Origin of the sequence: Myxococcus vastator, assembly GCF_010894475.1 — a bacterium.
GTDB lineage: Bacteria > Myxococcota > Myxococcia > Myxococcales > Myxococcaceae > Myxococcus > Myxococcus vastator.
The window spans coordinates 1-22664 of record NZ_JAAIYB010000055.1 but is presented as its reverse complement, the minus strand read 5'-3'; the positions used below and the strand labels follow the sequence as shown (position 1 = coordinate 22664).

16 protein-coding genes and 1 pseudogene are annotated in these 22664 nt (G+C 70.7%); 5 read left to right on the top strand and 12 right to left on the bottom strand.

Annotated features, from left to right (window positions below):
• Positions 1 to 178: 178 nt before the first annotated feature.
• Together G4D87_RS08295 and G4D87_RS08290 are read left to right on the top strand one after the other, a co-directional pair.
• Positions 179 to 1099, top strand: coding sequence for a bile acid:sodium symporter family protein (locus G4D87_RS08295; RefSeq protein WP_163780670.1), 921 nt, complete (start codon positions 179 to 181; stop codon positions 1097 to 1099).
• Positions 1099 to 2076: a hypothetical protein gene (locus tag G4D87_RS08290; RefSeq protein ID WP_163780668.1), complete on the top strand. Its 978-nt coding sequence runs from the start codon at positions 1099 to 1101 to the stop codon at positions 2074 to 2076. The genes G4D87_RS08295 and G4D87_RS08290 overlap by 1 nt, the downstream gene beginning before the upstream one ends.
• A gap of 63 nt (positions 2077 to 2139) precedes the next feature.
• Here G4D87_RS08290 and G4D87_RS08285 read toward each other — a convergent pair whose 3' ends face one another.
• The 3 genes from G4D87_RS08285 to G4D87_RS08275 all read right to left on the bottom strand — a co-directional run bounded on the left by G4D87_RS08285 (position 2140) and on the right by G4D87_RS08275 (position 6739).
• A complete protein-coding gene (locus G4D87_RS08285; RefSeq protein ID WP_205507483.1) occupies positions 2140 to 2622 on the bottom strand; it encodes an FKBP-type peptidyl-prolyl cis-trans isomerase in 483 nt (160 codons plus the stop codon).
• 118 nt (positions 2623 to 2740) lie between these two features.
• Positions 2741 to 4306 carry a ribonuclease H-like domain-containing protein gene (locus G4D87_RS39940; protein ID WP_163780664.1) on the bottom strand — a complete coding sequence of 522 codons (1566 nt, stop codon included), beginning with the start codon at positions 4304 to 4306 and terminating at the stop codon, positions 2741 to 2743.
• A gap of 15 nt (positions 4307 to 4321) precedes the next feature.
• Positions 4322 to 6739: a DEAD/DEAH box helicase gene (locus G4D87_RS08275; protein ID WP_240358104.1), complete on the bottom strand. Its 2418-nt coding sequence runs from the start codon at positions 6737 to 6739 to the stop codon at positions 4322 to 4324.
• A gap of 121 nt (positions 6740 to 6860) precedes the next feature.
• Here G4D87_RS08275 and G4D87_RS08270 point away from each other — a divergent pair, with 121 nt between their 5' ends.
• The gene (locus G4D87_RS08270) at positions 6861 to 8108 is read left to right on the top strand and encodes an ArsB/NhaD family transporter (RefSeq protein WP_163780683.1); all 1248 of its coding nucleotides are present in this window, start codon (positions 6861 to 6863) and stop codon (positions 8106 to 8108) included.
• 15 nt (positions 8109 to 8123) lie between these two features.
• On the opposite strand, the gene G4D87_RS08265 is transcribed toward G4D87_RS08270, so the two are convergent.
• On the bottom strand, positions 8124 to 8954 hold the full coding sequence (locus tag G4D87_RS08265) for a hypothetical protein (protein WP_205507482.1): 831 nt from the start codon (positions 8952 to 8954) through the stop codon (positions 8124 to 8126).
• 74 nt (positions 8955 to 9028) lie between these two features.
• Between G4D87_RS08265 and G4D87_RS08260 the strand changes: the two genes are divergently transcribed.
• A complete protein-coding gene (locus G4D87_RS08260) occupies positions 9029 to 9829 on the top strand; it encodes a GspE/PulE/PilB domain-containing protein (RefSeq protein WP_504112555.1) in 801 nt (266 codons plus the stop codon).
• Between the two features lie 2 nt (positions 9830 to 9831).
• Here G4D87_RS08260 and G4D87_RS08255 read toward each other — a convergent pair whose 3' ends face one another.
• The 6 genes from G4D87_RS08255 to trpS form a co-directional block, all read right to left on the bottom strand.
• Positions 9832 to 11946 (bottom strand): cyclic nucleotide-binding domain-containing protein, encoded by a 2115-nt coding sequence (locus tag G4D87_RS08255; protein ID WP_163780660.1) that lies wholly within the window; start codon positions 11944 to 11946, stop codon positions 9832 to 9834.
• Positions 11946 to 14066 (bottom strand): HEAT repeat domain-containing protein, encoded by a 2121-nt coding sequence (locus tag G4D87_RS08250; protein WP_163780658.1) that lies wholly within the window; start codon positions 14064 to 14066, stop codon positions 11946 to 11948. Before G4D87_RS08250 ends, G4D87_RS08255 begins: the two co-directional genes overlap by 1 nt.
• 86 nt (positions 14067 to 14152) lie before the next feature.
• Positions 14153 to 16684, bottom strand: a complete 2532-nt coding sequence (locus tag G4D87_RS08245) for a pseudouridine synthase (protein WP_163780656.1) — start codon at positions 16682 to 16684, stop codon at positions 14153 to 14155.
• Between the two features lie 24 nt (positions 16685 to 16708).
• Complete coding sequence (gene scpB / locus G4D87_RS08240) at positions 16709 to 17698, bottom strand: SMC-Scp complex subunit ScpB (RefSeq protein WP_163780654.1); 990 nt, start codon at positions 17696 to 17698, stop codon at positions 16709 to 16711.
• Positions 17685 to 18554: a segregation and condensation protein A gene (locus G4D87_RS08235; RefSeq protein ID WP_163780651.1), complete on the bottom strand. Its 870-nt coding sequence runs from the start codon at positions 18552 to 18554 to the stop codon at positions 17685 to 17687. Before G4D87_RS08235 ends, scpB begins: the two co-directional genes overlap by 14 nt.
• Before the next feature lie 163 nt (positions 18555 to 18717).
• Positions 18718 to 19731, bottom strand: coding sequence for a tryptophan--tRNA ligase (trpS, locus tag G4D87_RS08230; RefSeq protein WP_163780649.1), 1014 nt, complete (start codon positions 19729 to 19731; stop codon positions 18718 to 18720).
• A 248-nt stretch (positions 19732 to 19979) separates the two neighbouring features.
• Here trpS and G4D87_RS08225 point away from each other — a divergent pair, with 248 nt between their 5' ends.
• Positions 19980 to 21152 carry a DUF4388 domain-containing protein gene (locus G4D87_RS08225; protein WP_163780648.1) on the top strand — a complete coding sequence of 391 codons (1173 nt, stop codon included), beginning with the start codon at positions 19980 to 19982 and terminating at the stop codon, positions 21150 to 21152.
• Between the two features lie 24 nt (positions 21153 to 21176).
• Here the strand turns inward: G4D87_RS08225 and xerD are convergent, their stop codons facing one another.
• Positions 21177 to 22109: a site-specific tyrosine recombinase XerD gene (xerD, locus tag G4D87_RS08220; RefSeq protein ID WP_163780646.1), complete on the bottom strand. Its 933-nt coding sequence runs from the start codon at positions 22107 to 22109 to the stop codon at positions 21177 to 21179.
• 45 nt (positions 22110 to 22154) lie between these two features.
• A pseudogene (locus G4D87_RS08215) lies at positions 22155 to 22664 on the bottom strand (hypothetical protein); the annotation flags it as partial.

Here is a 22664-nt window from a genome sequence, read left to right as displayed (position 1 = left end):
TAATCGACCCAGGGGCCCGTGTCTCGGGGAACGAGCCCCTGGCCGCAGTGCATCAATGACATACAGCGTCATGGGTTGGCTCTGCTTTTCGCAACGTTTGAGAGCGGTGGATCTTGAAGCGCCATGCCCTCCTGCGCGACGCTGATGCTCAACGCAGGACACTCCATCCGGGGGGCGAATGCAGGCAAATGTGTTCACGGCGGTGCTGATGCCGCTGGCGCTGGCTGTCATCATGCTCGGGCTTGGCCTGACGCTGACGCTGGCGGACTTCAAGCGGGTCATTGTCTATCCGCGCGCCATCCTGGTGGGCCTGGGCTGCCAGATGTTGGTGTTGCCGGTGGCCTGCCTGCTCATTGCCCACGCCTTCCGACTGCCGCCGGAGCTGGCGGTGGGGCTGATGCTGCTGGCCGCGTCCCCGGGCGGCGCGACGGCCAACCTCTTCAGCCACCTGGCGCGCGGGGACGTGGCGCTCAACATCACGCTGACGGCGGTGAACAGCGCGCTGTCGCTCGTCACGCTGCCGCTCATCATCAACCTGTCACTGGCGCACTTCATGGACGAAGGCCGCGCGGTGCCCATGCAGTTCGCGAAGATTGTCCAGGTGGTGTTCATCGTCCTGGGTCCGGTGAGCCTGGGCATGTTCATCCGCTCGCGCAGCGCGGCCGTGGCGCAGCGCATGGACAAGCCCATTCGCATCCTGTCCACCCTCTTCCTCCTCGCCGTGATTGGGGCGTCCGTGTACACGGAGCGCGCGAACGCGCTCAGCTTCTTCCGCCAGGTGGGCCCGGCGGCGCTGGCCTTCAACGTGGTGAGCCTCGCGGTGGGCTACTTCGTGCCCGTCGTCCTGCGCCTGCCCCGGCGGCAAGCGGTTGCCATTGGCATGGAGATTGGCATTCACAACGGAATGCTTGCGATTGCCATCGCGCTCAGCCCTACGCTGCTGGCGAACTCGACCATGGCCATTCCCCCGGCCATCTACAGCCTCATCATGTACTTCACCGCGGCGGCCTTCGGCTTCTACGTCAGCCGGCGCTACGCGGATGAGCCGTCCCCCGCTGCACACCGCCCCCCCACGTCACTCCCCGAGAAGGTGTCTTGATGACGCTGCGTCGACCGCTGTCCGTGCTTTCCCTGTCGCTCTGCCTGGGATTCTCCGCGCCAGCCGCCGCCGAAGAGCCCGAAGCCGCTGCCCTGCCCTCGACTCCGCAGACAGCGCCCAAGCCCACGGATGCGCCCACGGCCCCCACGCTCCCGCCGTTGGGGCCCGACACCCGTCTGTATTTCGCCAACATCAACTTCCTGCGGTGGAACCCGCTGGGCATGGAGACCCAGAACCGGGTCGTCCTCCAGAAGCGGATGTTCGACGGCGAGTCCATGTTGACGCGCGACAACTTCGTCAACGGCGCGTTCGCCATCAAAGCCAACCCCGCCTCGGTGAAGATTGGCCCCGTCTTCGAGATTCAGCCGCTGGCCATCTTCAACCTGCGGGCGACCTATGAGTACGTCCGGTACTTCGGCACGTTCGGGTTCCTCCAGTCGTACACCAACCCGACGCTGGACTTCTCCGACGACGCGCGCGGCCTGACGCAGGACGATGCGTACAGCACCTCCGGTCACCACTACATGCTGGAGCCCACGCTCCAGGCGCGCTTCGGCTCCTTCGTGGTGCGGAGCAAGGCGTCCATCGAGTACTGGAACGTGGCGCTGCGCGAGGGCAACGGTGCGTCCTTCTACGACGCGCTGCTGGACACGCTCATCCCCGGCCGGGGCTGGGTGTTCACCAATGACACCGACCTGATGATGCTGACGACGCCGCAGCTCACGCTGGGGGCCCGCTTCAGCGGGGTGTGGCCGCGCTACCAGGATGGCTCGGGCGGAGCGCAGAACGTGGACAACAGCCACACGCGCATCGGCCCCATGGTGGCCTACTCGCTGCACACGCGCGAGGGCTCGTCGTTCAACCGGCCGACGATTCTGCTGAACTTCGCGTGGTACCTGAACCACCCGAACCGTGGCGGCGCCCTGCCCTACATGATGGGCGCCTTCGCCTTCACGTCCGACTTCCTGGGCGGCTAGGCGGAGGACTTCCGCCGGGCGTCCTTTCTGGGGGACGCCCGGCGTTGAAGCAGGACCTTCGCGTCAATGCTCGTCGTGGGGGCCGTGGGCGTGGCCGTGCTCCAGCTCCTCGGCCGTCGCGGCGCGGACGTCCCGCACGGTGACCTCGAAGTGCAGCGTCTTGCCGGCCAGCGGGTGGTTGAAGTCCACCAGCACGGAGTCGGCCTTCACTTCCTTGATGAAGAAGTCCACCTCGTCCCCGTCCGGGTCGGTGGCGCTGAGCACGCCGCCCGCGACCAGCTCCAGGCTCTCCGGGAACTCCGTCTTCGGGACTTCCTCGATGCCTTCCGCGTCGTAGTCGCCGTAGCCCTCGTCGGGGCCCACCGTCACCTGGAGGGTGTCGCCACGCGCCTTGCCCTCGAGCGCCTTCTCCAGGCCCGGCACGATCTCCTCGTGCCCCTGCAGATAGACGAGCGGCTCCCCCGGCTCGCTCTCGTCCACGGCCTTGCCGTCGCCGAGATGGAGGCGGAAATCGATGGAGACGACGCTGTCCTTGGTAATTTTCATGAGGCCCTCATAGCGCACGGCCGTGGCGCGTGCCTCAATCATGTGCCTGTCTGACAATGGGGCGAGCGTCCCTCCCCGACCGACTGTTCGATTCCAGTGGTGCGGAAGCCCTGGATGCTCAGGTCCCCGAGCGAGGGCTTCCCATTCCCAAGTCCAGTGAGGCCGCCCGAGTGCTCCGGGCCAGGCGTGTCTCCAGGCGAAGGAGTCGGCGGTGGTGGTCCACGGGCAGCTCCGCCGCCGAGGCCAGCTTCGCGTGGTGCAGCGCCCGCGCGAGGTCCTTGAGGCCGTGCTCGTACAGCTTGGTGAGCTGGAGGTGCAACGTGGCGGCCTGGAAGCCCTGGGCCGTCTTCAGGGCCTGGTGCAGGTGCGCCGCCGCGGCCCGGGCGTCACCCGCCTTGCGTGACAGCCGCGAGGCCAGGGCCAGGGCTTCGATGCCCACGGCGCCCGTGTCCCCCGCCGCCGCGGCCTGGGCGAAGGCCTGGGCGCGCTCGTAGTCGCGGGCCCGGAGCGCCACGCCCGCGAAGCCGAGCAGATCGCGAGGGTCCGCGTCCCGGGGCACGGAGGCGCCGGGGCCGCCGGCTCGGAAGCGGCGGACCAGCTCGCCCAGCAGGGCCGCCAGGAGGAGGAGGTCGTTGACGTTGTGCTCCAGCACGGGCGTCAGCGCCGAGCCGTCCCCGCCGCGCAGGTAGCGGAAGTACAGCTCGGGAATCAGCGAGCCGTCCACGTCGTCGACGCGCCGGAAGCCGAGGACCTGGTCTTCCAGGTGGACCAGCCGCGTGCCGGCGCCCCGGTGCTTGAAGACGCGGCGGGCGCAGTGGAGCAGGTCCAGGTGGGGCAGCTCCGCCGGCGCGGGGACGCGGTTGAGGACGAAGCGCGTGCGCAGGAGCGGCCAGTCGAAGCTCTTGCCGTTGAAGGTGACGAGGCAGGAGGACTCGGCCATGCGCTCGGCGAGCGAGCGCAGCATGGGGGCCTCTTCTCCCAGGCGTCGCAGGAAGAGCTGGTGCACCTTGAGCGAGCGGCCCTCGAACCACGCCAGCCCGACGAGGAAGGGCACGGTGCCGGTTCCTCCGGCGAGCCCGGTGGTCTCCGTGTCCAAAAAGAGCATCCGCTGGAAGTCCACGCCCGCCAGGTCCGCGTGCAGCGCGAGGCTGGCGACCAGGGAACCCTCCACGTCCAGGGCCGCGGCGAGGGGCGCGGAGCCGTGGTGGTGTTCCGGAGCGAGGATGCGCTCGGAGACGTGGACCGTGCCGTGGGCCGTGGCGCGGGACTCCACGGGCAGTGGGCCCGGCGGTGGCGGCGGTGGCGTGCCCCGGCGAGCGGCGGCCACGCCCTGGCGCTCCGACCAGTCCGACAGCATCCGCCGCAGGCTGTCGATGCGCGGATCTCTCGGGGCGGATGGAGGAGATTCCGTGACGGGGAGCGCCGCCGGGGTGACCTGCGGTTCCGCGCTGACGGAGGGGGCGCTCTGCGAGGCCGTTCCAGTTGCCTCCGGTGCAGGCTCGGACGGCGCTTCCATGCGCCGGGCCTGAACCAGCTTCGCCAGTCGCGCAGCCAGCGCGTCGGGCTCGCCCGCCTCTGCCCGAGGCGCGGGCGGGGCCTGTGGCTCCGCCACGGTAGGCTTCGAGGGGGACTTGCCCCCGGGGCCCACGCTCGTCAGGCGCGCCAGCTTCCGCTTGAGGTCCACGGCCGCGCCTCCCGGTTACTGCATCCCCGCGATGCCCAGCGCCGATAGCACCTCGAGCGCCAGTCGCTTGCGTGGATGCGGGTCCACGGGCGCCTGTCCCGGCATCGCACCCGCCGCGGGGCCGATGCACGCCGGACAGCCATCCTCACACGGACACGACTCCAGCAGCCGGCGCGCACGGTTCAGCAGCTCGTCCCGCTGATCGTACAGCCGCGCCGCCAGCCCCACGCCGCCGGGCACGTTGTCGTACAGGAACACCGTCGGGTCGAAGCCCACGCCACCCTCCTTGCGCGGCGGCCCCTCCGCGTCATCCCGGCTCCCGAGCGTCTTGCCGATATCCCGAGGGTCAATCATCAACCCCACACACGCCACCGTGCGCAGCGCCGTCGTCAGTCCACGAAGCGCGTCGATGACGGCCGGTCGCGGCGCCCGCATGGCACGCACCACCGTCTCCGGCACCGTCAGCCACAGCGCCGTGGTGTGCATCTGCATCTCCGGCAGCGCCACGTCGCCGTAACCGACGTTCTCATGCGTGTGGTACTTGATCTTCTTGTACCCCACGGCCTTCTCGATGACGCTCACCTCGCCCATGCCCGCCTGGAGGTCCGGGCCCATGGGCGAGGCCTGGTCCTCCTGGATGACGTGCACGCGCACGTAGGTCATCGCGTCGGTGAAGTAGTCCGGCGCCACCTTCCGCACGAAGGCCTTGTGGTTCTCGTAGTCGAAGCGCTCGACCTGGTACTGCTCGGCCTCGTGTTGGTAGATGGCCTGCTCGTGCAGCATCGTGTGCGCCGACCGGAAGTCCATCTCCGCCAGCGTCCGGTCCGTCCCCTTCTCGATGATGACCACGTTGTCCCAGCCCACGCTGCGCAGGGACACGTGGTTGGCCGGATACGCATCCGTGGACCAATGGAACACGCGCCGGCCCGCCTCGCCCACGGTGGGGTGCACCACCTCGTGCTGCGCGAGGAACCCGAGCGCCTCCGTGGTGGACTCCGGCGGCACGTCCCCGAAGGGCTCCCCCTCCTCGAAGGGCAGCTCGAAGGACGCGCACTTGAGGTGCTGGACCAGGATCTCCACGTTGTCCGGGTCGATGCGCGCGTGCTCCACCGGCGAGCCCACGAGGTAGCGCGGGTCTCCGGCGAGGTACTGATCCAACGGCGCGCTCGACGTCACCAGCAGCGCCAGGCTCCCCTCACCGCGCCGCCCTGCCCGGCCGAACCGCTGCATCAGCGCCGCCACGGAACCCGGGTAGCCCGCGCACACCACCGCGTCCAGCGAGCCGATGTCGATGCCCAGCTCCAGCGCGTTGGTGGCCACCACGCACCGCACCTCGCCCGCGCGCAGGGCCGCCTCCGTGGCGCGCCGCGTGCCCGGCAGGTAGCCGCCGCGGTAGCCCTGGATGAGGGCCGGGTCCAGCTTCTCTTCCACGAAGCGGTCGCGGAGGTACTTGAGCATCACCTCGATGTTGTTGCGCGACTGCCCGAAGAGCAGCGTGGACACGCCCGCGCGCACCAGGTCCGCCGTCAGCCGCACCGCCGTCTTGAGGTAGCTGGCCCGGATGCCCAGCTCCGCGTTCACCACGGGCGGGTTGAACACCATGACGCGGCGCTCGCCGGAGGGCGCCCCGCTCTCCGACACCAGCGTCACGTCCCGCCCGAGCATCCGCCGCGCGTGGGCCTCCGGGTTGCCAATGGTGGCCGACGCCGCGACGAACACCGGGTCCGCGCCGTGGAAGCGCGCCACGCGCTGGAGCCTGCGCAGCACGTTGGCCAGGTGTGAGCCGAAGACGCCCCGGTACGTGTGCAGCTCGTCGATGACGACGTAGCGCAGGTTGGAGAACAGGCGCGCCCAGCTCGCATGATGCGGGAGGATGCCCGTGTGCAGCATGTCCGGGTTGGTGAGCAGCACGCCGCTGCGCTCCCTCGCGGCCCGGCGCGCATCCGCGGGCGTGTCCCCATCGAAGGTGATGGCGCCGTGGGACAGGCCCGCCTCGCGCATCAGCGCGCGCAGGGACTCTTCCTGGTCCCTGGACAGGGCCTTGGTGGGAAACAGGTACAGCGCGCGCGCCTGGGGCTCCCGCGCGAAGCGGTCCAGCAGCGGCAGGTTGTAACAGAGGCTCTTGCCAGAGGCGGTGGGCGTGGCGATGACCAGGCTCTGGCCCGCCCGCGCCAGCCGGTACGCCTCCGCCTGATGCGAGAAGAGCTGCTGGATGCCCCGCTTCTCCAGCGCCTCGCGCACCTGGGGCGCCACGTCCTCCGGAATGGGCGCGAAGACGCCGGCGCGCGCCGGGGTGGCCTCATCCAGGACGAAGCAGGAGCGGAGCTGCCGGTCCGCCCGCCAGCCGTCCAGCACGGCGTCCAGCCCGCGAGGCGCGTTCCACGGCGTGCGACGGGCCCCTCCGAAAGCGCCCGGTTCCTTCTCTGGCTTCATGGGCCGGGCACTGTACAGACGTATACCGAGGCAAACAACGCGGGAGCGCGCCTCATTGGTTTGACCTCCAGCTAAAACGCGCGGAGGCGGACGCGTGGGCGCTCCACTAGTGTGCCGCGCCGTGGCCCTCGCCATCTTCCTGTTCACCTACGTCTTCATCGCCGGGGCGCGGCTTCCGTACCTGCGGTTGGATCGCCCCGGGGGCGCGCTGCTGGGCGCCGTGCTGATGGTCGTCGCCGGCGTCGTCACGCCCGCCGAGGTCTTCAACCACAGCGCCGACGCGAACCAGCACGCCATCGACGCGGACACCATCGTCCTCCTGCTGGGGATGATGTTGCTGGCCGCGTACATGTCCCAGGCCGCCTTCTTCCGGACCGCGGGCGCGTGGGCCGTGCGCAGGGCCCACACGCCCCGGCGGCTGCTGCTCGCCGTGACGTTCATCTCGGCCGGGATGTCCGCGGTCCTGGTGAATGACACCGTGTGTTTGATGCTCACGCCGCTGGTGCTGGCCACCGTGGACGACGCGCGCCTGCCGCCCGCCCCGTACCTGCTCGCGGTGTGCATGGGCAGCAACAGCGGCTCGGTGGCGACCTTCACCGGCAACCCGCAGAACATGCTCATCCAGGGGGCGTCCGGGCTGTCCTACGCCAGCTTCGCCGCGTACATGGCCCTGCCCGCCCTGCTCTCCACGGCGGTGGTCGCCGCCGGGCTCCTGTACCTCTTCCGGCACGACCTGCCGACGAAGCGCTTCGAGCCCAAGCCGCCGCCGCCCCCCGTGGACCAGGGCCTCATGGTGCTCACGCTGGTGGTGCTGGCCGGGGTCGTGGTGGCCTTCTTCGCCGGACTGCCCATGAGCTGGAGCGCCCTGGCCGGAGCGGCCCTGGTCATGGCCCTGTCCCGGCGCGAGCCACGCGAGGCGCTGGAGCGCGTGGACTGGGTGCTGCTGCTCTTCTTCGCCAGCCTGTTCGTCGTCGTCTACGGCGTGAACAAGCACGGCTGGGCCGAGGAGATTCGCGTCCTGTTCGCCCCCCTCATGGCGGGCCCGCCCCTGCGGGAGACGCTGGGCTTCGCGGGGCTGACGCTGGTGGCGTCCAACCTGTTCAGCAACGTGCCCTTCGTCATGCTGGCGCGGACGTGGGTGCCCGCGCTGCACGACGTGGAGCTGGGCTGGCACGTGCTCGCGCTCGGCTCCACGCTGGCGGGCAACCTCACGCTGGTGGGCAGCGTGGCCAACCTCATCGTGTTCGAGGCCGCGCGCGGCAAGGTCAACATGACCTTCCTCCGCTTCCTCCGCGTGGGCCTCCCGGTGACGCTCGTCAGCTTCGTCGTGGGGTTGACGGTGCTCCTGGTGGAGCACGCGCTGTTCTGATGAAGGCCGGGGGACTCAGGGGTCGGGGTCCGGCAGCTCGCCGGGCGCCAGCCCGTCTTCCGGAGGCTTCGTCGCCTCGGGAGCCGGGGCGCCCGCCTTGCCGGAAACCACGTCCGAGCCCGCCGCGGAAGCCCGGGCCGGGGGCGCGCCGCCGCGGTCGGTGGGCGTCAGGTCCTTCACGAACAGCCGCGCCACGTCGTCCAGCATGGCCGTCATCGCCTCGCGGAAGAGCGACGGGTCCTTGCCCACCTTGAACGGGTCCAGGTGCGCCTTGCCCTCGGCGACATGGTCCATGGTGAACGGGCGGCGCCACACCTCCGTGCGCCCGTCCAGGGTGAACATGCGGCCATAGCCGCGCAGGTACGCGCCCGCGCGGCCGTCATCGCTGCGCATGCCGTAGTCCTCGATGACGAACTCGACGATGGAGTCCGCGCCCAGCGACGCCACCAGGTCGTAGTCCGGCGCGTTGGCTGGCACCTCCTCCACCAGGAAGCTCTCCAGCACCGAGGCCACCTGCGCGGGGTCCACCACGTGCGTCCACGGGAACTCACGCGGCAGCTGAGACAACGTGGTGACCCGGAGGCGCTCGGAGATTTCGAAGCGCGTGACGGCCTGGAGCAGCTTCACCGTCAGCCGCCGGTCCGCCTCCACCGGCTCCAGCTTCTTGAGCTTGTTCCGGTACGCCGAGTCCTCGCGGAACACGTGGCTCTTGGGGCCGGCCCCGTCCTTGATTCGGGAGATGAAGGCCGGACGCCGGACGCGGTCCAGGTCCGCGCCAGCCAGGCGCTGCGACGCACAGCCCGACGCCAGCAGCAGTGCGAGAAACGGCAGTATCCGTCGCGTCATGGAGGGACGGTTCTACCCCATTCCGTGCCCTCACGCTCCTCCCGGGCCTCCAGGGTGTTGGCGGGCCTCCGGTCGTGCCCGACTGGCTGCTATGCTTCACGGCCGTGAAACAGCCGCCTGTCACACCCTCTGTCTCGCTCCCTGGCCGCAAGCGCCGGCTCGGGGAGATTCTCATGGACGCCGGGCTCCTCTCGGAGACCCAGCTCCGCTCCGCCCTCGCCGAACAACGCAAATGGGGCGGCAAGCTGGGCCTCACCCTGGTGCAGATGGGGTTCGTGGACGAAAGCTCCATGGTCCACGCGCTGTCGCGGCAGCTCGCCATCCCCACGGTGGATTTGGAGCAGCACACGCCGTCCGCGGTGGCGCTGCAGGCGCTCCGGGCGGACATCGCCGAGCGCTACACGGTCTTCCCCATCGCCGCGGACCCGGCCGCGAAGACGCTCACCGTCGCCACCGCCGACCCCACCAACGTGGAGGCCTTCCAGGAGCTGGCCTTCCACTGCGGCCAGCGCCTGCAGGTGGTCGTCGCGAGCGCCTCGTCCATCGAGCGCGCCATCCGCCGCCACTACCACGGGGAGGTCACCTCCACGACGGCGACCCCGCTGTCCTTCGGCATGGACGAGCCCACCTTCGAGCTGGCGCCCCCCGTCGAGAGCGCGCCCCTGTCCCTGGCCGTGCGCGCGGTCTCCTCGGCGGCCCTGGCGCAGCCCGGCCGTGAGGCGGAGCTCACCCAGCGCGTGGAGGAGCTGACCCAGCAGGTGGCGGGGCTGGAGCGGATGGTGGCCCAGCAGGCCCGCTCGCTGCGGGCCATGCTGGAGCTGCTGGAGACGCGCGGCCTGGTGACGCGAGACGACTACCTCGCCAAGGTCCGCTGACGTCAGACGAGGATGAGGTCTTCCTCGACGCCGGCCTCGGTCAGCACGCGCTGCGTGCGACGGAGCCGTTCGTCGCTCAGGTCGGAGATGAGGGCCAGGATCTGCGGGTGGCTGGAGATGAGCGCGTCGAAGTCGGCGCGCGGCAGCCGCAGCAGCGTGGTGTGCCGGGTGGCGGTGACGGTCGCCGTGGCGGGCGTCTTCTGGAGCAGGGAAATCTCTCCGAACACCTCCCCTTCCCGGAGCTGCGTCAGCAGGTGGCCGTCCTTGCGCACCTCGACCTCGCCGGACAGCACCACGTAGAGGCCGTCCGTCGGGTCGCCGTCGCGGATGATGACCGCGTCCCGTTCGACGTCCCGGGAGCGGAAGCGCTCCACGAGCGCGCGCCGGTCCTTCCGCCCGAAGAGCCGGAACAGCTCCGACGTGTTCATGACGTTCGTCAGCATGCGCTGGCGGCAGAACTTCTTCAGGGCCAGGGCCACCTGCGGGTGGCTACTCGACAGCTCGGCGAGCACCCCCGCGGAGATCTCCAGGAGCTGCGAGTCGTCGGACGCGGACTCCACGGAGGCCGTGCGAGCGGCGCCGGAGAGCAGGGCCATCTCCCCGAAGAAGGCGCCCCCTTCGAGCGTCGCGAGGTCCTGGCGCTGGCCGTCCTCCGTCCGGAAGACGCGCACCGCGCCCTCGCAGATGACGTAGAACGCGTCGCCGTGGCTGCCCTGGTCGATGATGCGCTCGCCCGGCCCGAAGCGGCGCAGCGGGCAGCGCTCGAACAGCTCGATGAAGGCGTCGCGAGGCAGGTCCGAGAAGAGCGGAATCGTGGGCAGCGCGTCCAGGGACGCCGCTTCGGGAGCGACCTCCTCCGTCAGGCTGTAGATCTCTTCCTCGAGGCCGTCGCCGGTGGACGTGGCCCCCAGGCCTTGTCGACTTAAGGCCGCCTGCGCGGCCAGCTCCACCGCGTGCAACAGGGAGTCCGCCTCCAGCTCCAACTCCGTGAAGGAGGACGGGCTCGCCGCCGTCCGGAAGGAGGCGCCCAGCGCGGGTGACAAGTCATGGCCCGGGAGCGCGGTGGCGCCCGCGGGGACCGACGCGTCGGCACGGCGCGGCCGGAGCCCTGGAGGCGCGGAGGACGCCGCGGCTTCAGGAGCGGCGGGCTCCTCTGTCTGCGTGGTGATGGGAGACGACAGGGCCTGCCAGCGGCCGCTGTTCGCGGCGGAACGTGGCGGAGCCTCCGGCTCGGGCTCGGGCGCGCGAGCCGCGCCCACGGCGGGCAGCCGCTGCGACGCACGCGGTGCCAGTCCTGGTGGCAAGGAGCTCGTCGCCGCCCGCGCGCCTCCGGGCTGAACCGCGGGAATCCGGGTCGCGAGCGGCGGAGCTTCCGGCTCGGGGAGGGCCATCGCCGCGGGCGGGAGCGGGGCCGCCACGCTCGTGGAGGCCGGGACGGGCGTCATCGAAGCGGTGCCGCGCGCGTCGTCCACCCGCGCGCCTGCCACGACGGGCTCCACGTCCAGCGTCACCTCCACGCTGGCGGTCCCCTCTTCCGACGCCAATCCCACCTCGACCGAGTGGACGACTTCCTCGGTGCCATGCGAGGACGCATCGGTGGACAGGACCAGCGCCGGAGGCAGCTCCGCGGACAGGTCCACCGCGGGACCGCCGGCCGGCTCGTCCTCACCCAAATCAATGGCGGCGACGGCCGCGTGCACGGCCTCGGGCAGACGCGACGTCCCAGGAGGCTCGGCGGACGCCTTCACCGTCACGGACGACGCGTTGCTCATCGGGCCCCGGGCACGGGCGCCCATGGGCGTTCCCCGGCGCGCGTACAGGTCCGCGAGCATCTGCTGCACGCCGCGGTGCGCGGGGTCCAGCTCGAGGATGAGCTTGCTCGCGGCGATGGCGCGCGGAAGGAACCCCTCGCGCGCGAAGCCCTCCGCGGCGGATTGATACGCCGAGATGGCCCGGTCCCGCTGCCCCGCCTTCACCCAGGCATCCCCGGAGCGCAGGCGCGACTGATGGTCCTTGGGCTCGGCCCGGCAGTAGTCCTCGTAGAGCTCCGCCGCCTTGGAAAAGCGCCCCTTGGTGAAAGCCTCGGACGCCTTGTCCTTGAGCTTGCGCAGCTCCATCAGCGAGCGCCCTCCGACGCGGTGCTCTCGGACCCCGGTGCGGCGCCGGCGGCCTCACGCACCGTCCGGAAGTAGTCCGCCTGGAGGGCCTCCAGCTGGTCCGCGTGCGCGGCGCTGCCCAGCTTCCGGAGCGACGAAGCCGCCGCGGCGCGAATCTCGGGCAGGTCGTGGAACAGGTCCTTGGCCACCGCGTCCGCCGCCTGCGCGTCGCCAATGCTCCCCAGCGCCAGCAGCACGTCGCGGCGGGCCACGCTGTTGGGCTCGTCCAGCGCCTTCACCAGCGTGGGCACCGCGTCCTTCGCCTGGAGCCGCCCCAGCAGGGCCGCCGCCAGCGCCGCTTCCGGTCCGCCTTCGCGCACCACGGCCTGGAGCTGCGCGGAAGCGGAGGCCGGCACACCGCCGGCACGCGTGAGCGCATCCAGCACCAGCAGCTTCTCGCTCCCCATCTTCGGCAGCAGCTCGATGAGCGCGGCCTGCCCCGCCTCGCCGGCCTCCGCCAGCGCCTGGGCCAGGGCCTTCTGCAGGTCTCGGTCCGGCTCGACGAGCCCGGCCTTGGCCACGTTGACGCCCTCGGGGCCCAGCCGCGCCAGTCCCACCAGGGCCGCCACGCGCAGCGCGGCGCTGGAGTCCTGGGCGTAACCGGTGAGCAGCTCCAGCGCTCCGGGCGCCTTCAGCGTCCCCAACGCTCGCAGCAGCGTCGCCAGCGGGACCAGCCGCTCCGGCGCCACGTCGTCGTACAGCTCGGTGGGCACGCGGTGCCGCACCACGTCCCGTCCGGACTCACGCACCCGGGCGGCATTGAGCTCCTTCACGCGCTCCAGCAGGTCCGCGTGCCGCGACGGCCGGTCATCCTTCAGGCCAGGCGTCTGCGGGGTGGGCGGCATGGTCGAAGGGTCGAACCCCACGCCAAACTTCTCCGGGAGCGCTTGGGTCACCCAGTCGGCGCGCAGCGCTTCCAGGCCCTTGGCCTCCTGCTCGTAGAGCTTCTGCAACGCGGGCACCACGGAGGCGTCTCCCACCTGCGCCACGGCCTCCACCGCGAGCAGGCGCAGCGTGGCGTCCGGATGGCTCAGCCACGGCACCACCTTGCCGAGCAGCGGCAGCGCCGCGGGTCCCAGCCCCTCCACCGCCTGGAGGCCACTGGCGGCCGTGGCCGGGCGTGCCAGCCGCTCGCCAATGGGGTCCACCGGACAGCCGCCGCGCGTGCGCATGCTCCGGCCAGCGACGAGCGCCTCCGCCGGTGCGCCCTCCATGACGATGGCGCACAGCGAGGCGTCGGTCTGCGGCGTCCGGGGGAAGGACACGATGGCTTCGATGGCCAGCGGGCTGACGACGCTCTTCTCCACCGCCACCATCTGGAGGCGCTGCGTGGCCACCGGATCCCGGAGCTTCATCAGCGCGTGGATGGCGGACTCGCGCAGCTCGGGGAAGTTCTCTTCCAACAGCAGCGTGATGGGGCCCACCGCGCGCTTGTCCCCGGCGTCACCCAGCCCCCGCACGGCGGCGGCGGCGAGGATGACCTGGCTGTCGCGAACCAGGGGCAGCAGCCGGTTGACGGCGTCGGGACGGCCGCTCTTGCCCAGCTCCTCGGCGGCGCCCACGCGCTCGGGCAGCGCGCCTTCGGTCAACGCGAGCTGGTTGCGGTCCCACTGCGTGCGGGCCTCGGCGGCGACCACCTCCGCCATGGCACCCGGAACGTTGGCGTTCTTCAGGGCCTGGACGATGACCTGTCGCGTGGCCCGGCCCCGCCGCCCGTACTGGAGCGTGAGGTACGCCTTGGCCTTTTCGTTGTTCACCTTGGACAGCGCCATGGCAGCGCGGCCCTGGACCTCTTCGTCTGGGTCCTCGAGCAATTCGCCCAGGAGGTCCACGACGCGGGCGTCCTGGCTCTCCCCCAGCGCCACGGCGGCTTCGGCCCGGACGATGGCGGCGAAGTCCTTCGCCGCGCGAGTGAAGAGGACCAGGTCATCCGGGTTGCCCTGCCCGGCCAGCTTCTTCACCGCGAGCGCGCGGACCTCTGGACGAGGACTCTGGAGGTCCGCGAGAAGCTGGTCCCTGCTGCCGTTGCAGCCGAGGAGCAGGGCAAGTGCGAGAATGAGGGGGCGTGCGCCGGTTCGCATCGGTCTCCGGTGAGGGAAACGGTGTAGGAGTCGGCGCCGGTTATATCAATCCCCCTCGATTCCCGCCCAATCCACCGCGTCAGGTATCAACGCGGACGGCGAGGACCCCGGGGAGGCGGCCGACCCGCGCCGCCTCGGGGAGGCGGTCGGCCCGCGCCGCCTCGGGGACGATCATTGCTCCAGCTGGGGGCGCTTGACCGCTCCTTCTTCTTGCCCCAGTCCTGGAATCCGCCGGACTTCTCGGCGGGAGGACCCTTGCGAGCCCCGGCCCGGACGACGCGTTCACGGGGATTCCCGCTTTCGTCGGTCGGCGTCCAGGTGGAGCGGGCGGGGCGTCCGCCCTCGGAGCCCTCACGGCGAGGGCCCCCCCGGCCACGCGGCGCGTCTGCCCCTTCGGCGCGAGGCTTCCACTCACGGCGCTCAGGGCGGCCAGCACCCGCGGCTCCGGAACGGGGCGAGTACGGACGGCCTTCACCCCGTGGAGCCCGGCCAGCGCCACCGCCAGCACCCCACGTCTTGCGCTCCGGACGGCCTTCGCCACCCGCGCGCGGTGCACGAGTACGAGGCGCGGCGTCTCCGCCCGCGCTCCAGTCGCGGCGCTCGGGACGGCCCGTGCCACGGCTCTTGGGGGCGCCGCCCTCGGCACCAGCGAAGGACCGGCCTGGGCCACGGCCACGCGGCGCGCCTGCCTTGTCGCCACCGAAGGAGCGGCCACGCGGCGCGCCTGCCTTGTCACCGCCGAAGGAGCGGCCACGAGGCGCGCCTGCCTTGTCACCACCGAAGGAGCGGCGCGCGGGCCTGGCGTCGTCACCACCGAAGGAACGACGCGCGGGCTTGCCCTCGTCACTACCGAAGGAACGACGCGCGGGCTTGCCCTCGTCACCACCGAAGGAACGACGCGCGGGCTTGGCGTCGTCACCACCGAAGGAACGACGCGCGGGCTTGCCCTCGTCACCACCGAAGGAACGACGCGCGGGCTTGCCCTCTTCACCCCCGAAGGAACGACGCGCAGGCTTGGTGTCGTCACCACCGAAGGAGCGGCGCGCAGGCTTCGTGTCGTCACCACCGAAGGAGCGGCGCGCGGGCTTGGCGTCATCACCACCGAAGGAACGGCGCGCAGGCCTTGCGTCGTCACCACCGAAGGAGCGGCGCGCGGGCTTGGCGTCGTCACCACCGAAGGAGCGGCGCGCGGGCTTGGCGTCGTCACCACCGAAGGAACGACGCGCGGGCTTGGCGTCATCACCACCGAAGGAACGGCGCGCAGGCCTTGCGTCGTCACCACCGAAGGAGCGGCGCGCGGGCTTGGCGTCGTCACCACCGAAGGAACGACGCGCGGGCTTGGCGTCGTCACCGCCGAAGGAGCGGCGCGCGGGTTTGGTGTCGTCACCGCCGAAGGAACGGCGCGCGGGCTTGGTGTCGTCACCGCCGAAGGAACGGCCACGCGGCGCGCCTGCCTCGTCACCACCGAAGGAGCGGCGCGCGGGCTTGGCGTCGTCACCACCGAAGGAGCGGCCACGCGGCGCGCCTGCCTTGTCACCACCAAAGGAGCGGCGCGCGGGCTTGGTGTCGTCACCACCGAAGGAACGACGCGCGGGCTTGCCCTCGTCACCACCGAACGAACGGCGCGCGGGCTTGTCCTCATCACCACCGAAGGAACGACGCACGGGCTTGCCTTCGGCCGACGCCCCCTTGGTCCGTCCGAAACGCGCCAGGCCCGAACCACCCACCGTCGCGGCCTTGGCCGCACGGGCCGGCGCCTTGCGCGCGGGCTTGGCGGCCACGGGCGCATCGTCATCCATGGACAGCTCCGCTTCGTCGTCCGAGTCGAAGCCCGGAGCCGCGCGGCCATGCCGGCGCGGAGGCAGCTTCAGCTCACCCGTCGGCGGCACGGCCTTGCCATCCGACACCGAGTGCAGCAGCTCCACCTCGCTCGTCTTGAGCGGGCGCAGCTGGCCGGGGCGCAGACCTTCCACGCCCACGCCAGCGTAGGACGGACGGAACAGCCGCACCACCGGGTGCCCCACCGCGGCGCACAGCCGCTTGATGAGGTGCGGGCGCCCTTCCGCCACGACGATCTTCAGCCAGGTGTTCCGCTCCGCGGCCTCGAACACGCCCACCGACACCGGCGTGGCCATGCCGTCCTCGAGCCGCACGCCGCCGCGCAGCTTGTCCAGCGTGGCCACGTCCGGCTCGCCCTTCACCTTCGCCAGGTACATGCGCGGCACCTGGAAGCTGGGGTGCGTCAGCTTGTGCGCCAGCGCCCCATCATCCGTGAACAGCAGCGCGCCCTCGGCGTCGTAGTCCAGGCGTCCCACCGGGAACAGGCGCTTGCCCACCTCTTCCACGTAGTTGGCCACCGTGGGCCGGCCCTGCGGATCCGACAGCGTCGTCACGACGCCCACGGGCTTGTAGAGCAGGAAGTAGGAGGATTCATCCGGAGGCGTGACCAGCGTCCCGTCCACCGTCACCAGGTCCGTGCCGGGCTCCACCCGGCTGCCCAGCTCCGTCACCGTCTTGTTGTTCACCGCGACGCGGCCCGCGGTAATCAGCTCTTCTGCATGCCGGCGCGAAGCAACTCCCGCGCGGGCCAGGTACTTCTGTAGTCGTTCGGCCGCCATACCATCCTTCTTCCATGCTGCCCGTCACTCGGGCTTGGGCCCCGTCGTATCACCCGTCTCGGGTTTCGGGGGCGTCGTGTCCAGGACGCTGGAGCTGACCTTGTGTGTCCGGTCCGCGGCCGCCATGGCCTCCTCCAGGTCCTCCAGCGCGGCTTCACTGGCCGCCGCGCTCTTTTCCATCCGCTTCGTGAATGCCGGGTCCGACAGCGCTTCCACCGTCCCCGTCGCCGGGGGCGCCGGCGTGTCTTCCTTCTCGACGATCTCCCGGTGCTCCTGCGTCAGCTCGTGGAACTCACGCAGCGTGGGCAGGGCAGACAGGTCCTTCAGGGCGAAGAACTCCAGGAACTCACGGGACGTTCCATAGAGGATGGGCCGGCCCACCTCTTCGCGCTTGCCCAGGATCTTCACCAGCTTGCGGTCCATCAACGCCTTGATGACCGCGCCGCAGTCCACGCCGCGGATGTCCTCGATTTCCGGCCGCGTCACCGGCTGCCGGTACGCGATGATGGCCAGCGTCTCCACCGCCGCCCGGGTCAGCCGCTGTGGCTTCACCCGCAGGTAACGCCGGACATACTCACCCGAATGCGGGTCCGTCCGGAACTGCCACCCGCCCGCCACCTCATACAGCACGATGCCGCTGATGCCGTCGCGGTGGATGCCGGAGAGCTGGTTGAGGGCCTCGGCGATGAGCTCCCGCTCGATGCCGGTGGCCAGGTACAGCTCGTCCACCGACAGCGGCCGCTCCGCCACGAAGAGCACGCTCTCGATGACGGTGCGGATGCGGTCCGTGGACAGCTTGCGGCTCTTGGAGAGGAGCTTCTCGAACGACGACTCCAGGTCCGGAGGCGCCTCGTCCGAGTCCTCCTCGATGGAGGCCGGCTCCAGCTCGTCCAGCTCGTCCGCCGGGCCGGGGCCCGTGACAGCGGCGATTTCCTCTTCGGAGAACGGGCCGGGGCCGCCGGGCGTGCCCGGTTCGGGAGTCTCGTCTTGGGGTCCGTTGCTACCGGTAGTCACTGTCGTCGACCTCCGTGGGAGCCAGCTTCTCCAGCGCGTCCCCGTTGGGCAGCAGCAGGATGGGCCCCATCGGCTCGTCCTGCACCACCCGGATGAGCCGCCGCTTCACCATCTCCAGGATGGCCAGGAAGGTGATGACCACCTCCTGTCGCGACGGGGTGTCCTCTTCCGTGAACAAGCTTTCGAACAGAACCTGTCCATGGGGGCGCAGACGCTCTACTACGCGGAGGATGGCCTCGGACAGCGTCACGCGCTCCCGGACCACCTCGTGCTGCAGTTTGGGCTGCAACCGCTCCAGTACCCGGTCGAGCGCCTCCACCAGCTTGAGGACGCTGAACTCCTGGAGCCCCACCTCCTCTTCCGGGATGGGCACCGCCTCCACCGGGACGTTGCGGGCGAAGACGTCGCGGCCGAGCAGGTCCTGCGTGGCGAGCTGCTCGGCGGCGTCCTTGTACTTCTGGTACTCCAGCAGGCGCCGCACCAGCTCCGCGCGCGGGTCCTCGGTCTCCTCGGCGACCGCGAGCACCTCCGCCCCCTCCTGCGCCGCGACGGCGTCCTGCCGGGGCAGCAGCATGCGGCTCTTGAGGTGCGCCAGCGTGGAGGCCATCACCAGGAACTCCCCGGCGATGTCGAGGTTGATCTCCCGCATCCGCTCCAGGTGCTCGAGGTACTTCTCCGTGATCAGCGCCAGCGGGATGTCGAAGATGTCGACCCGATGCTCCTTGATGAGATGGAGCAGCAGGTCCAGCGGACCTTCGAAGTTGGGCAGCGCGATGCGGAAGTTGTCGCCCGGACTCCGCGGCAACTCCCCTTCACGAAGGGCCTCATCGGCCGGCGAGCGACGTTCCTCACTCACCGGATGTCCTGGGTGGCGTCAACGGGATGGGTGGGGGCGCGTCATCGCGTAAGGGCCCGACTTTCTTAGGCAGCGGGCACGAGCCTGGAGGACACACACCCATACCAGTGCCCCCCAGGTGGGTCAAACAATCGGCAGTGAAAGCCCGTTCAGGCACACCGACTCATGGGATTCCCACGGCCTTGCGGACCTGGTCCATCAGCCGGGTCGCCTCGGCCCGGGCGCGGCTGGCGCCGTCCTGGAGGATGCGCTCCACCTCACCCGGGTCGGCCGCCAGCTCGGCGTACCGCTGACGGGCCGGGCCAAAGGTCGTGTGGTAGGCCTCCAGGAGCTTCTTCTTGTAGTCGCCGTAGCCCTTCCCGCCCGCCTTCCAGGTGGCGTCCACCTCGGCGAACTCGGACTCGGGCAGCATCAGCTTCAGCAAGTCGTAGAGCGGGCTGTCCACCGTGGGCTTGGGCGCGTCCACCGGCGTCGAGTCCGTCTTGATGGACATGATGCGCTTCTTGATTTCCTTCTCGTCGCCGAAGAGCTCGATGGTGTTCCCGTAGGACTTGGACATCTTCTGGCCGTCGACGCCGGGCACCGTCTGGGTGGCCTCCTGGATGCGCGCCGCGGGCAGCTTGAGGATGCCGGGCGCGTGGCCCCGCTCCTTGCCCTCCGGGTCCGCCGGGTCGTAGCCGGGCACGTACTGGGTGTTGAACTTCACCGCCCAGTCGCGCGCGAACTCGATGTGCTGAACCTGGTCCTTGCCCACCGGGACGAAGTCCGCGCTGTAGAGCAGGATGTCGGCGGCCATCAGCACCGGGTAGGCGAAGAGGCCGAAGTCCGGGCTGATGCCCTTGGCCACCTTGTCCTTGTAGCTGTGCGCCCGCTCCAGGTGCGCGTGCGGCGTCACGGTGCCCAGAATCCAGTACAGCTCCAGCACCTCGCGCACGTCGCTCTGCCGGAAGAGCACGGCCTTCTTCGGATCCAACCCCAGCGACAGGTAGGCCATGGCGGCCTCGCGCGCCAGCGCCAGCGCGGCCTTGGGGTCCCGCACGGTGGTGAGCGCGTGCAGGTTGGCGATGAAGTAGTACCCCTCGCCCTCGTCCTGGAGCTGCACGAACTGGCGGAGCGCGCCGTAGTAGTTGCCGATGTGCAGCCGGCCGGACGACTGAACGCCTGAGAGAATCCGCATATGGGTGTGAACCTGGAATCGGGAATCGACAGGGCTCGTTCGCACACCCGACGCGGCCCTGCAACCGTCCGTTGCCCGTGCCACGACGCTGTCCAGGAATCGAAGTCAAGACGGACTCTCCCTGGAACTTTGCGTCCCACCAGGAAATCACGAGCAAATCCAAGCACTTGCAATTGAATCACGACGGGGTGCACCGGTACCCTGGGGGTTCCTCACGCGGGCCCACCCACCTTGGAGGAAGCACCTGCATGGAGCCATTCAACGGAAGTCTCGCCAGCTATCGCTTGCAGTTGGTGATGCCGCCGCTGTTCAGCGCGCCCGGGGTTGAAGGGGTGCTGCGGGTGGAGCGCGGCGCGGTGCGGCGCTGCTTCCACGTCCAGGACGGCTACCTGGTGGGCGAGAGCTCGAACGACCCGCGCGAGCACCTGGCGCAGGTCCTGGTGAACCTCCGCATCCTGGACGCGCCCCGCGCCGCGGCGGCCTTCGAGGCGGCCGAGGGCGCGCGCATGCCCTACGGCACCTTCCTGGTCCAGCGCTGCTTCGTGGAGCTGCCCCGCCTCATCGAGGCCCTGGAGCACAAGGCGCGTGAGTCCCTCTTCGACTGCTACGCCTGGGAGTCCGGCGAGGTGGAGTTCACCCCCGGCCTGCCGCCCGCGTCCCGGGCGATTGGGCTCAAGCTGTCGCTGTCCACCCTGCACCGCGACGCGGTGACGCGGCAGCGCGAGTGGTCCATGTTCCGCGACATCTTCCCCCGCATGGACGCGACGTTCCGCGTCTTCCGAGAGTTCGCCGTGGAGACGTACTCGGAGGAGGAGGACGTCCTGCTGGACCTGGCGGCGAGCGGCGCCACACTGGGAGAGATGCTGGCCAGCGCCCGGGAGGCCCCGCTCTTCGCCGCGCGCTGGGTGCTGCACCTGTATCGGCGGGGCGCCCTGGCCCCGCGCAAGGCCGGAGGCCCCCGGCTGGGCGAGGCCGCCGAGCTGGAGGAGCTGCTCGCCCTGGTGAAGCGCTTCCTGGAAGCCGGCCAGTATGACCATGCCGTCGCCCTGGCCGCGCAGATCCTGGAGCGAGGCCCCGTCCCCGAAGCCCATGCGTTGTACCGCGAGGCGGAGATTCGCCTGACGCTGGCGCTCAGTGACGAGCTCTTCGCGCTGGACGGGCGCCTGGTCTTCGAGCCGATTCCGCGCCCCACCCCGCCCGACCTGACGGCGGATGACCTGTACCTGTACTCGAAGCTGCGCGGCAGCCGGAGCATCCGGCAGGCCCTGCGCACGGCGGCCATGGGCGAGCTGGCGGCGTCCCGCTCCGTGCACCGGCTGATGGCCTCCGGGCTGATTCGCGTGGCCCCGCTGCCGGGGAGCGAGCCCCGGCGGGCCCACACGGACCCGTTCGGCCTGCCCATCCACAGCGTGGGGAGCTGAGCGCCGGGAGGCCCGGGCCGCCCCCTACCGCGCGGCGGCGCGCGGCTTCTTCGCCTTGGGGACGAAGACATCGCTGCGCGGGTGGAACGCGTCGTACACGGACCGCAGCCGGGCCGCATTGACGTGGGTATAGATTTGCGTCGTGGCGAGGTCCGCGTGCCCCAGCATCTGCTGGACGGCGCGCAGGTCCGCGCCGCGCTCCACCAGGTGCGTGGCGAACGAGTGCCGCAGCTTGTGCGGCGACAGCGGCTTGGCGATGCCCGCCTTCAGCGCGTACCGCTTGAGCAGCTTCCAGAAGCCCTGCCGGGTGAAGCCAGAACCTCGCGGCGTGACGAACAACGCCTGGGACTTGCGCCGCCCCAGCACCGCGGGCCGTGACTCCGCCAGGTACGCCTGGACCTTCTCGATGGCCACGCTCCCCAGCGGGACGAGCCGCTCCTTGGCGCCCTTGCCCTTCGCCACCAGATAGCCCGCGGTGAGCTGCACGTCGTTGATGCCCAGGCCGCACAGCTCGCTGACGCGCAGGCCGGTGGCGTACAGCACCTCCAGCATGGCCTTGTCACGCACGCCCGTGGACGTGCGCTCGTCCGGGGCCGCCAGGAGCTGCTCCACCTCTTCCAGGGTGAGGAACGACGGCAGCTTCCGGGGCGACCGGGGCGTGTCCAGGTCCTCCGTCGGGTCCTTGTCCGCCATGCGCTCGGCGACGAGGAACCGGTGGAAGCCACGCAGGGCCGCCAGGTGCCGGGCCTGGCTGCGCTTGCCCAGGCCCCGCTTGCCCAGCGCGGCCAGGTGCGCGGACACGTCTTCCTGCCGCGCCCGCGTCACGTCGGGGACGCCGCGGGCGCGCAGGTCCTCGAAGTACACGTTGATGTCGGCGGCGTAGGCGTCCACCGTCTTGCCGGACAGTCCGCGCTCCGCGCGGATGAAGGCGATGAACGCGTCGAGCATTCCTTCCATCGCCGCGCAGGCTACCGGAGCCGCGCGGCGAGGCAACTCAGCGGCTCAAGCCCGGGGCTCCCCTGCCCGCTCCGGCGACGCCGACTCCAGCGCCTGCACCACCCATGGCCACCCCACCACGATGTTGCCCGGAGAGCGCAGGCAGGCATCCGCCACCGCCAGCACCTCCGCCGGCCGCGAGCGCACCGCCAGCGCCAGATGCCGCCCCAGGAAGGGATGCGGCAGATAGCTGAGGTTGTGGTGACGCACCGGCACCCAGCCCAAGGTGGGCCGCCCCGTCCAGCGCTCCACGGCATACGCTACCGCCGACGCCAGCACCTCCACCGCGTACAGCGGGAGCCGGAACGCGCTCACCAGGAAGGCCACCAGCGCGCTGGCCGCCACCGCGCCGGCGTAGGACGCATTCGTCGTCCCCGTCCAGAGCAGCATCGGCGTCAGGCTGGCCAGGATGGCCGCCATCTGGACCCGCGCCACGGTGGGGCCTCGGCCAATGGCGATGCCGCTGATGCTCCCACACGCCAGCCCGGCCACTCCGCCCAGACACATCCCCACCAC

What these genes read in the sequence shown, in the direction of transcription:
- G4D87_RS08285 (WP_205507483.1), bottom strand. Translation starts at nt 2,622, where the DNA reads ATGAAAATTACCAAGGACAGCGTCGTCTCCATCGATTTCCGCCTCCAT.
- G4D87_RS08295 (WP_163780670.1), top strand. Translation starts at nt 179, where the DNA reads ATGCAGGCAAATGTGTTCACGGCGGTGCTGATGCCGCTGGCGCTGGCT.
- G4D87_RS08225 (WP_163780648.1), top strand. Translation starts at nt 19,980, where the DNA reads ATGGAGCCATTCAACGGAAGTCTCGCCAGCTATCGCTTGCAGTTGGTG.
- G4D87_RS08250 (WP_163780658.1), bottom strand. Translation starts at nt 14,066, where the DNA reads ATGCGAACCGGCGCACGCCCCCTCATTCTCGCACTTGCCCTGCTCCTC.
- G4D87_RS08275 (WP_240358104.1), bottom strand. Translation starts at nt 6,739, where the DNA reads ATGAAGCCAGAGAAGGAACCGGGCGCTTTCGGAGGGGCCCGTCGCACG.
- xerD (WP_163780646.1), bottom strand. Translation starts at nt 22,109, where the DNA reads ATGGAAGGAATGCTCGACGCGTTCATCGCCTTCATCCGCGCGGAGCGC.
- G4D87_RS08290 (WP_163780668.1), top strand. Translation starts at nt 1,099, where the DNA reads ATGACGCTGCGTCGACCGCTGTCCGTGCTTTCCCTGTCGCTCTGCCTG.
- G4D87_RS08265 (WP_205507482.1), bottom strand. Translation starts at nt 8,954, where the DNA reads ATGACGCGACGGATACTGCCGTTTCTCGCACTGCTGCTGGCGTCGGGC.
- G4D87_RS08255 (WP_163780660.1), bottom strand. Translation starts at nt 11,946, where the DNA reads ATGGAGCTGCGCAAGCTCAAGGACAAGGCGTCCGAGGCTTTCACCAAG.
- trpS (WP_163780649.1), bottom strand. Translation starts at nt 19,731, where the DNA reads ATGCGGATTCTCTCAGGCGTTCAGTCGTCCGGCCGGCTGCACATCGGC.
- G4D87_RS08245 (WP_163780656.1), bottom strand. Translation starts at nt 16,684, where the DNA reads ATGGCGGCCGAACGACTACAGAAGTACCTGGCCCGCGCGGGAGTTGCT.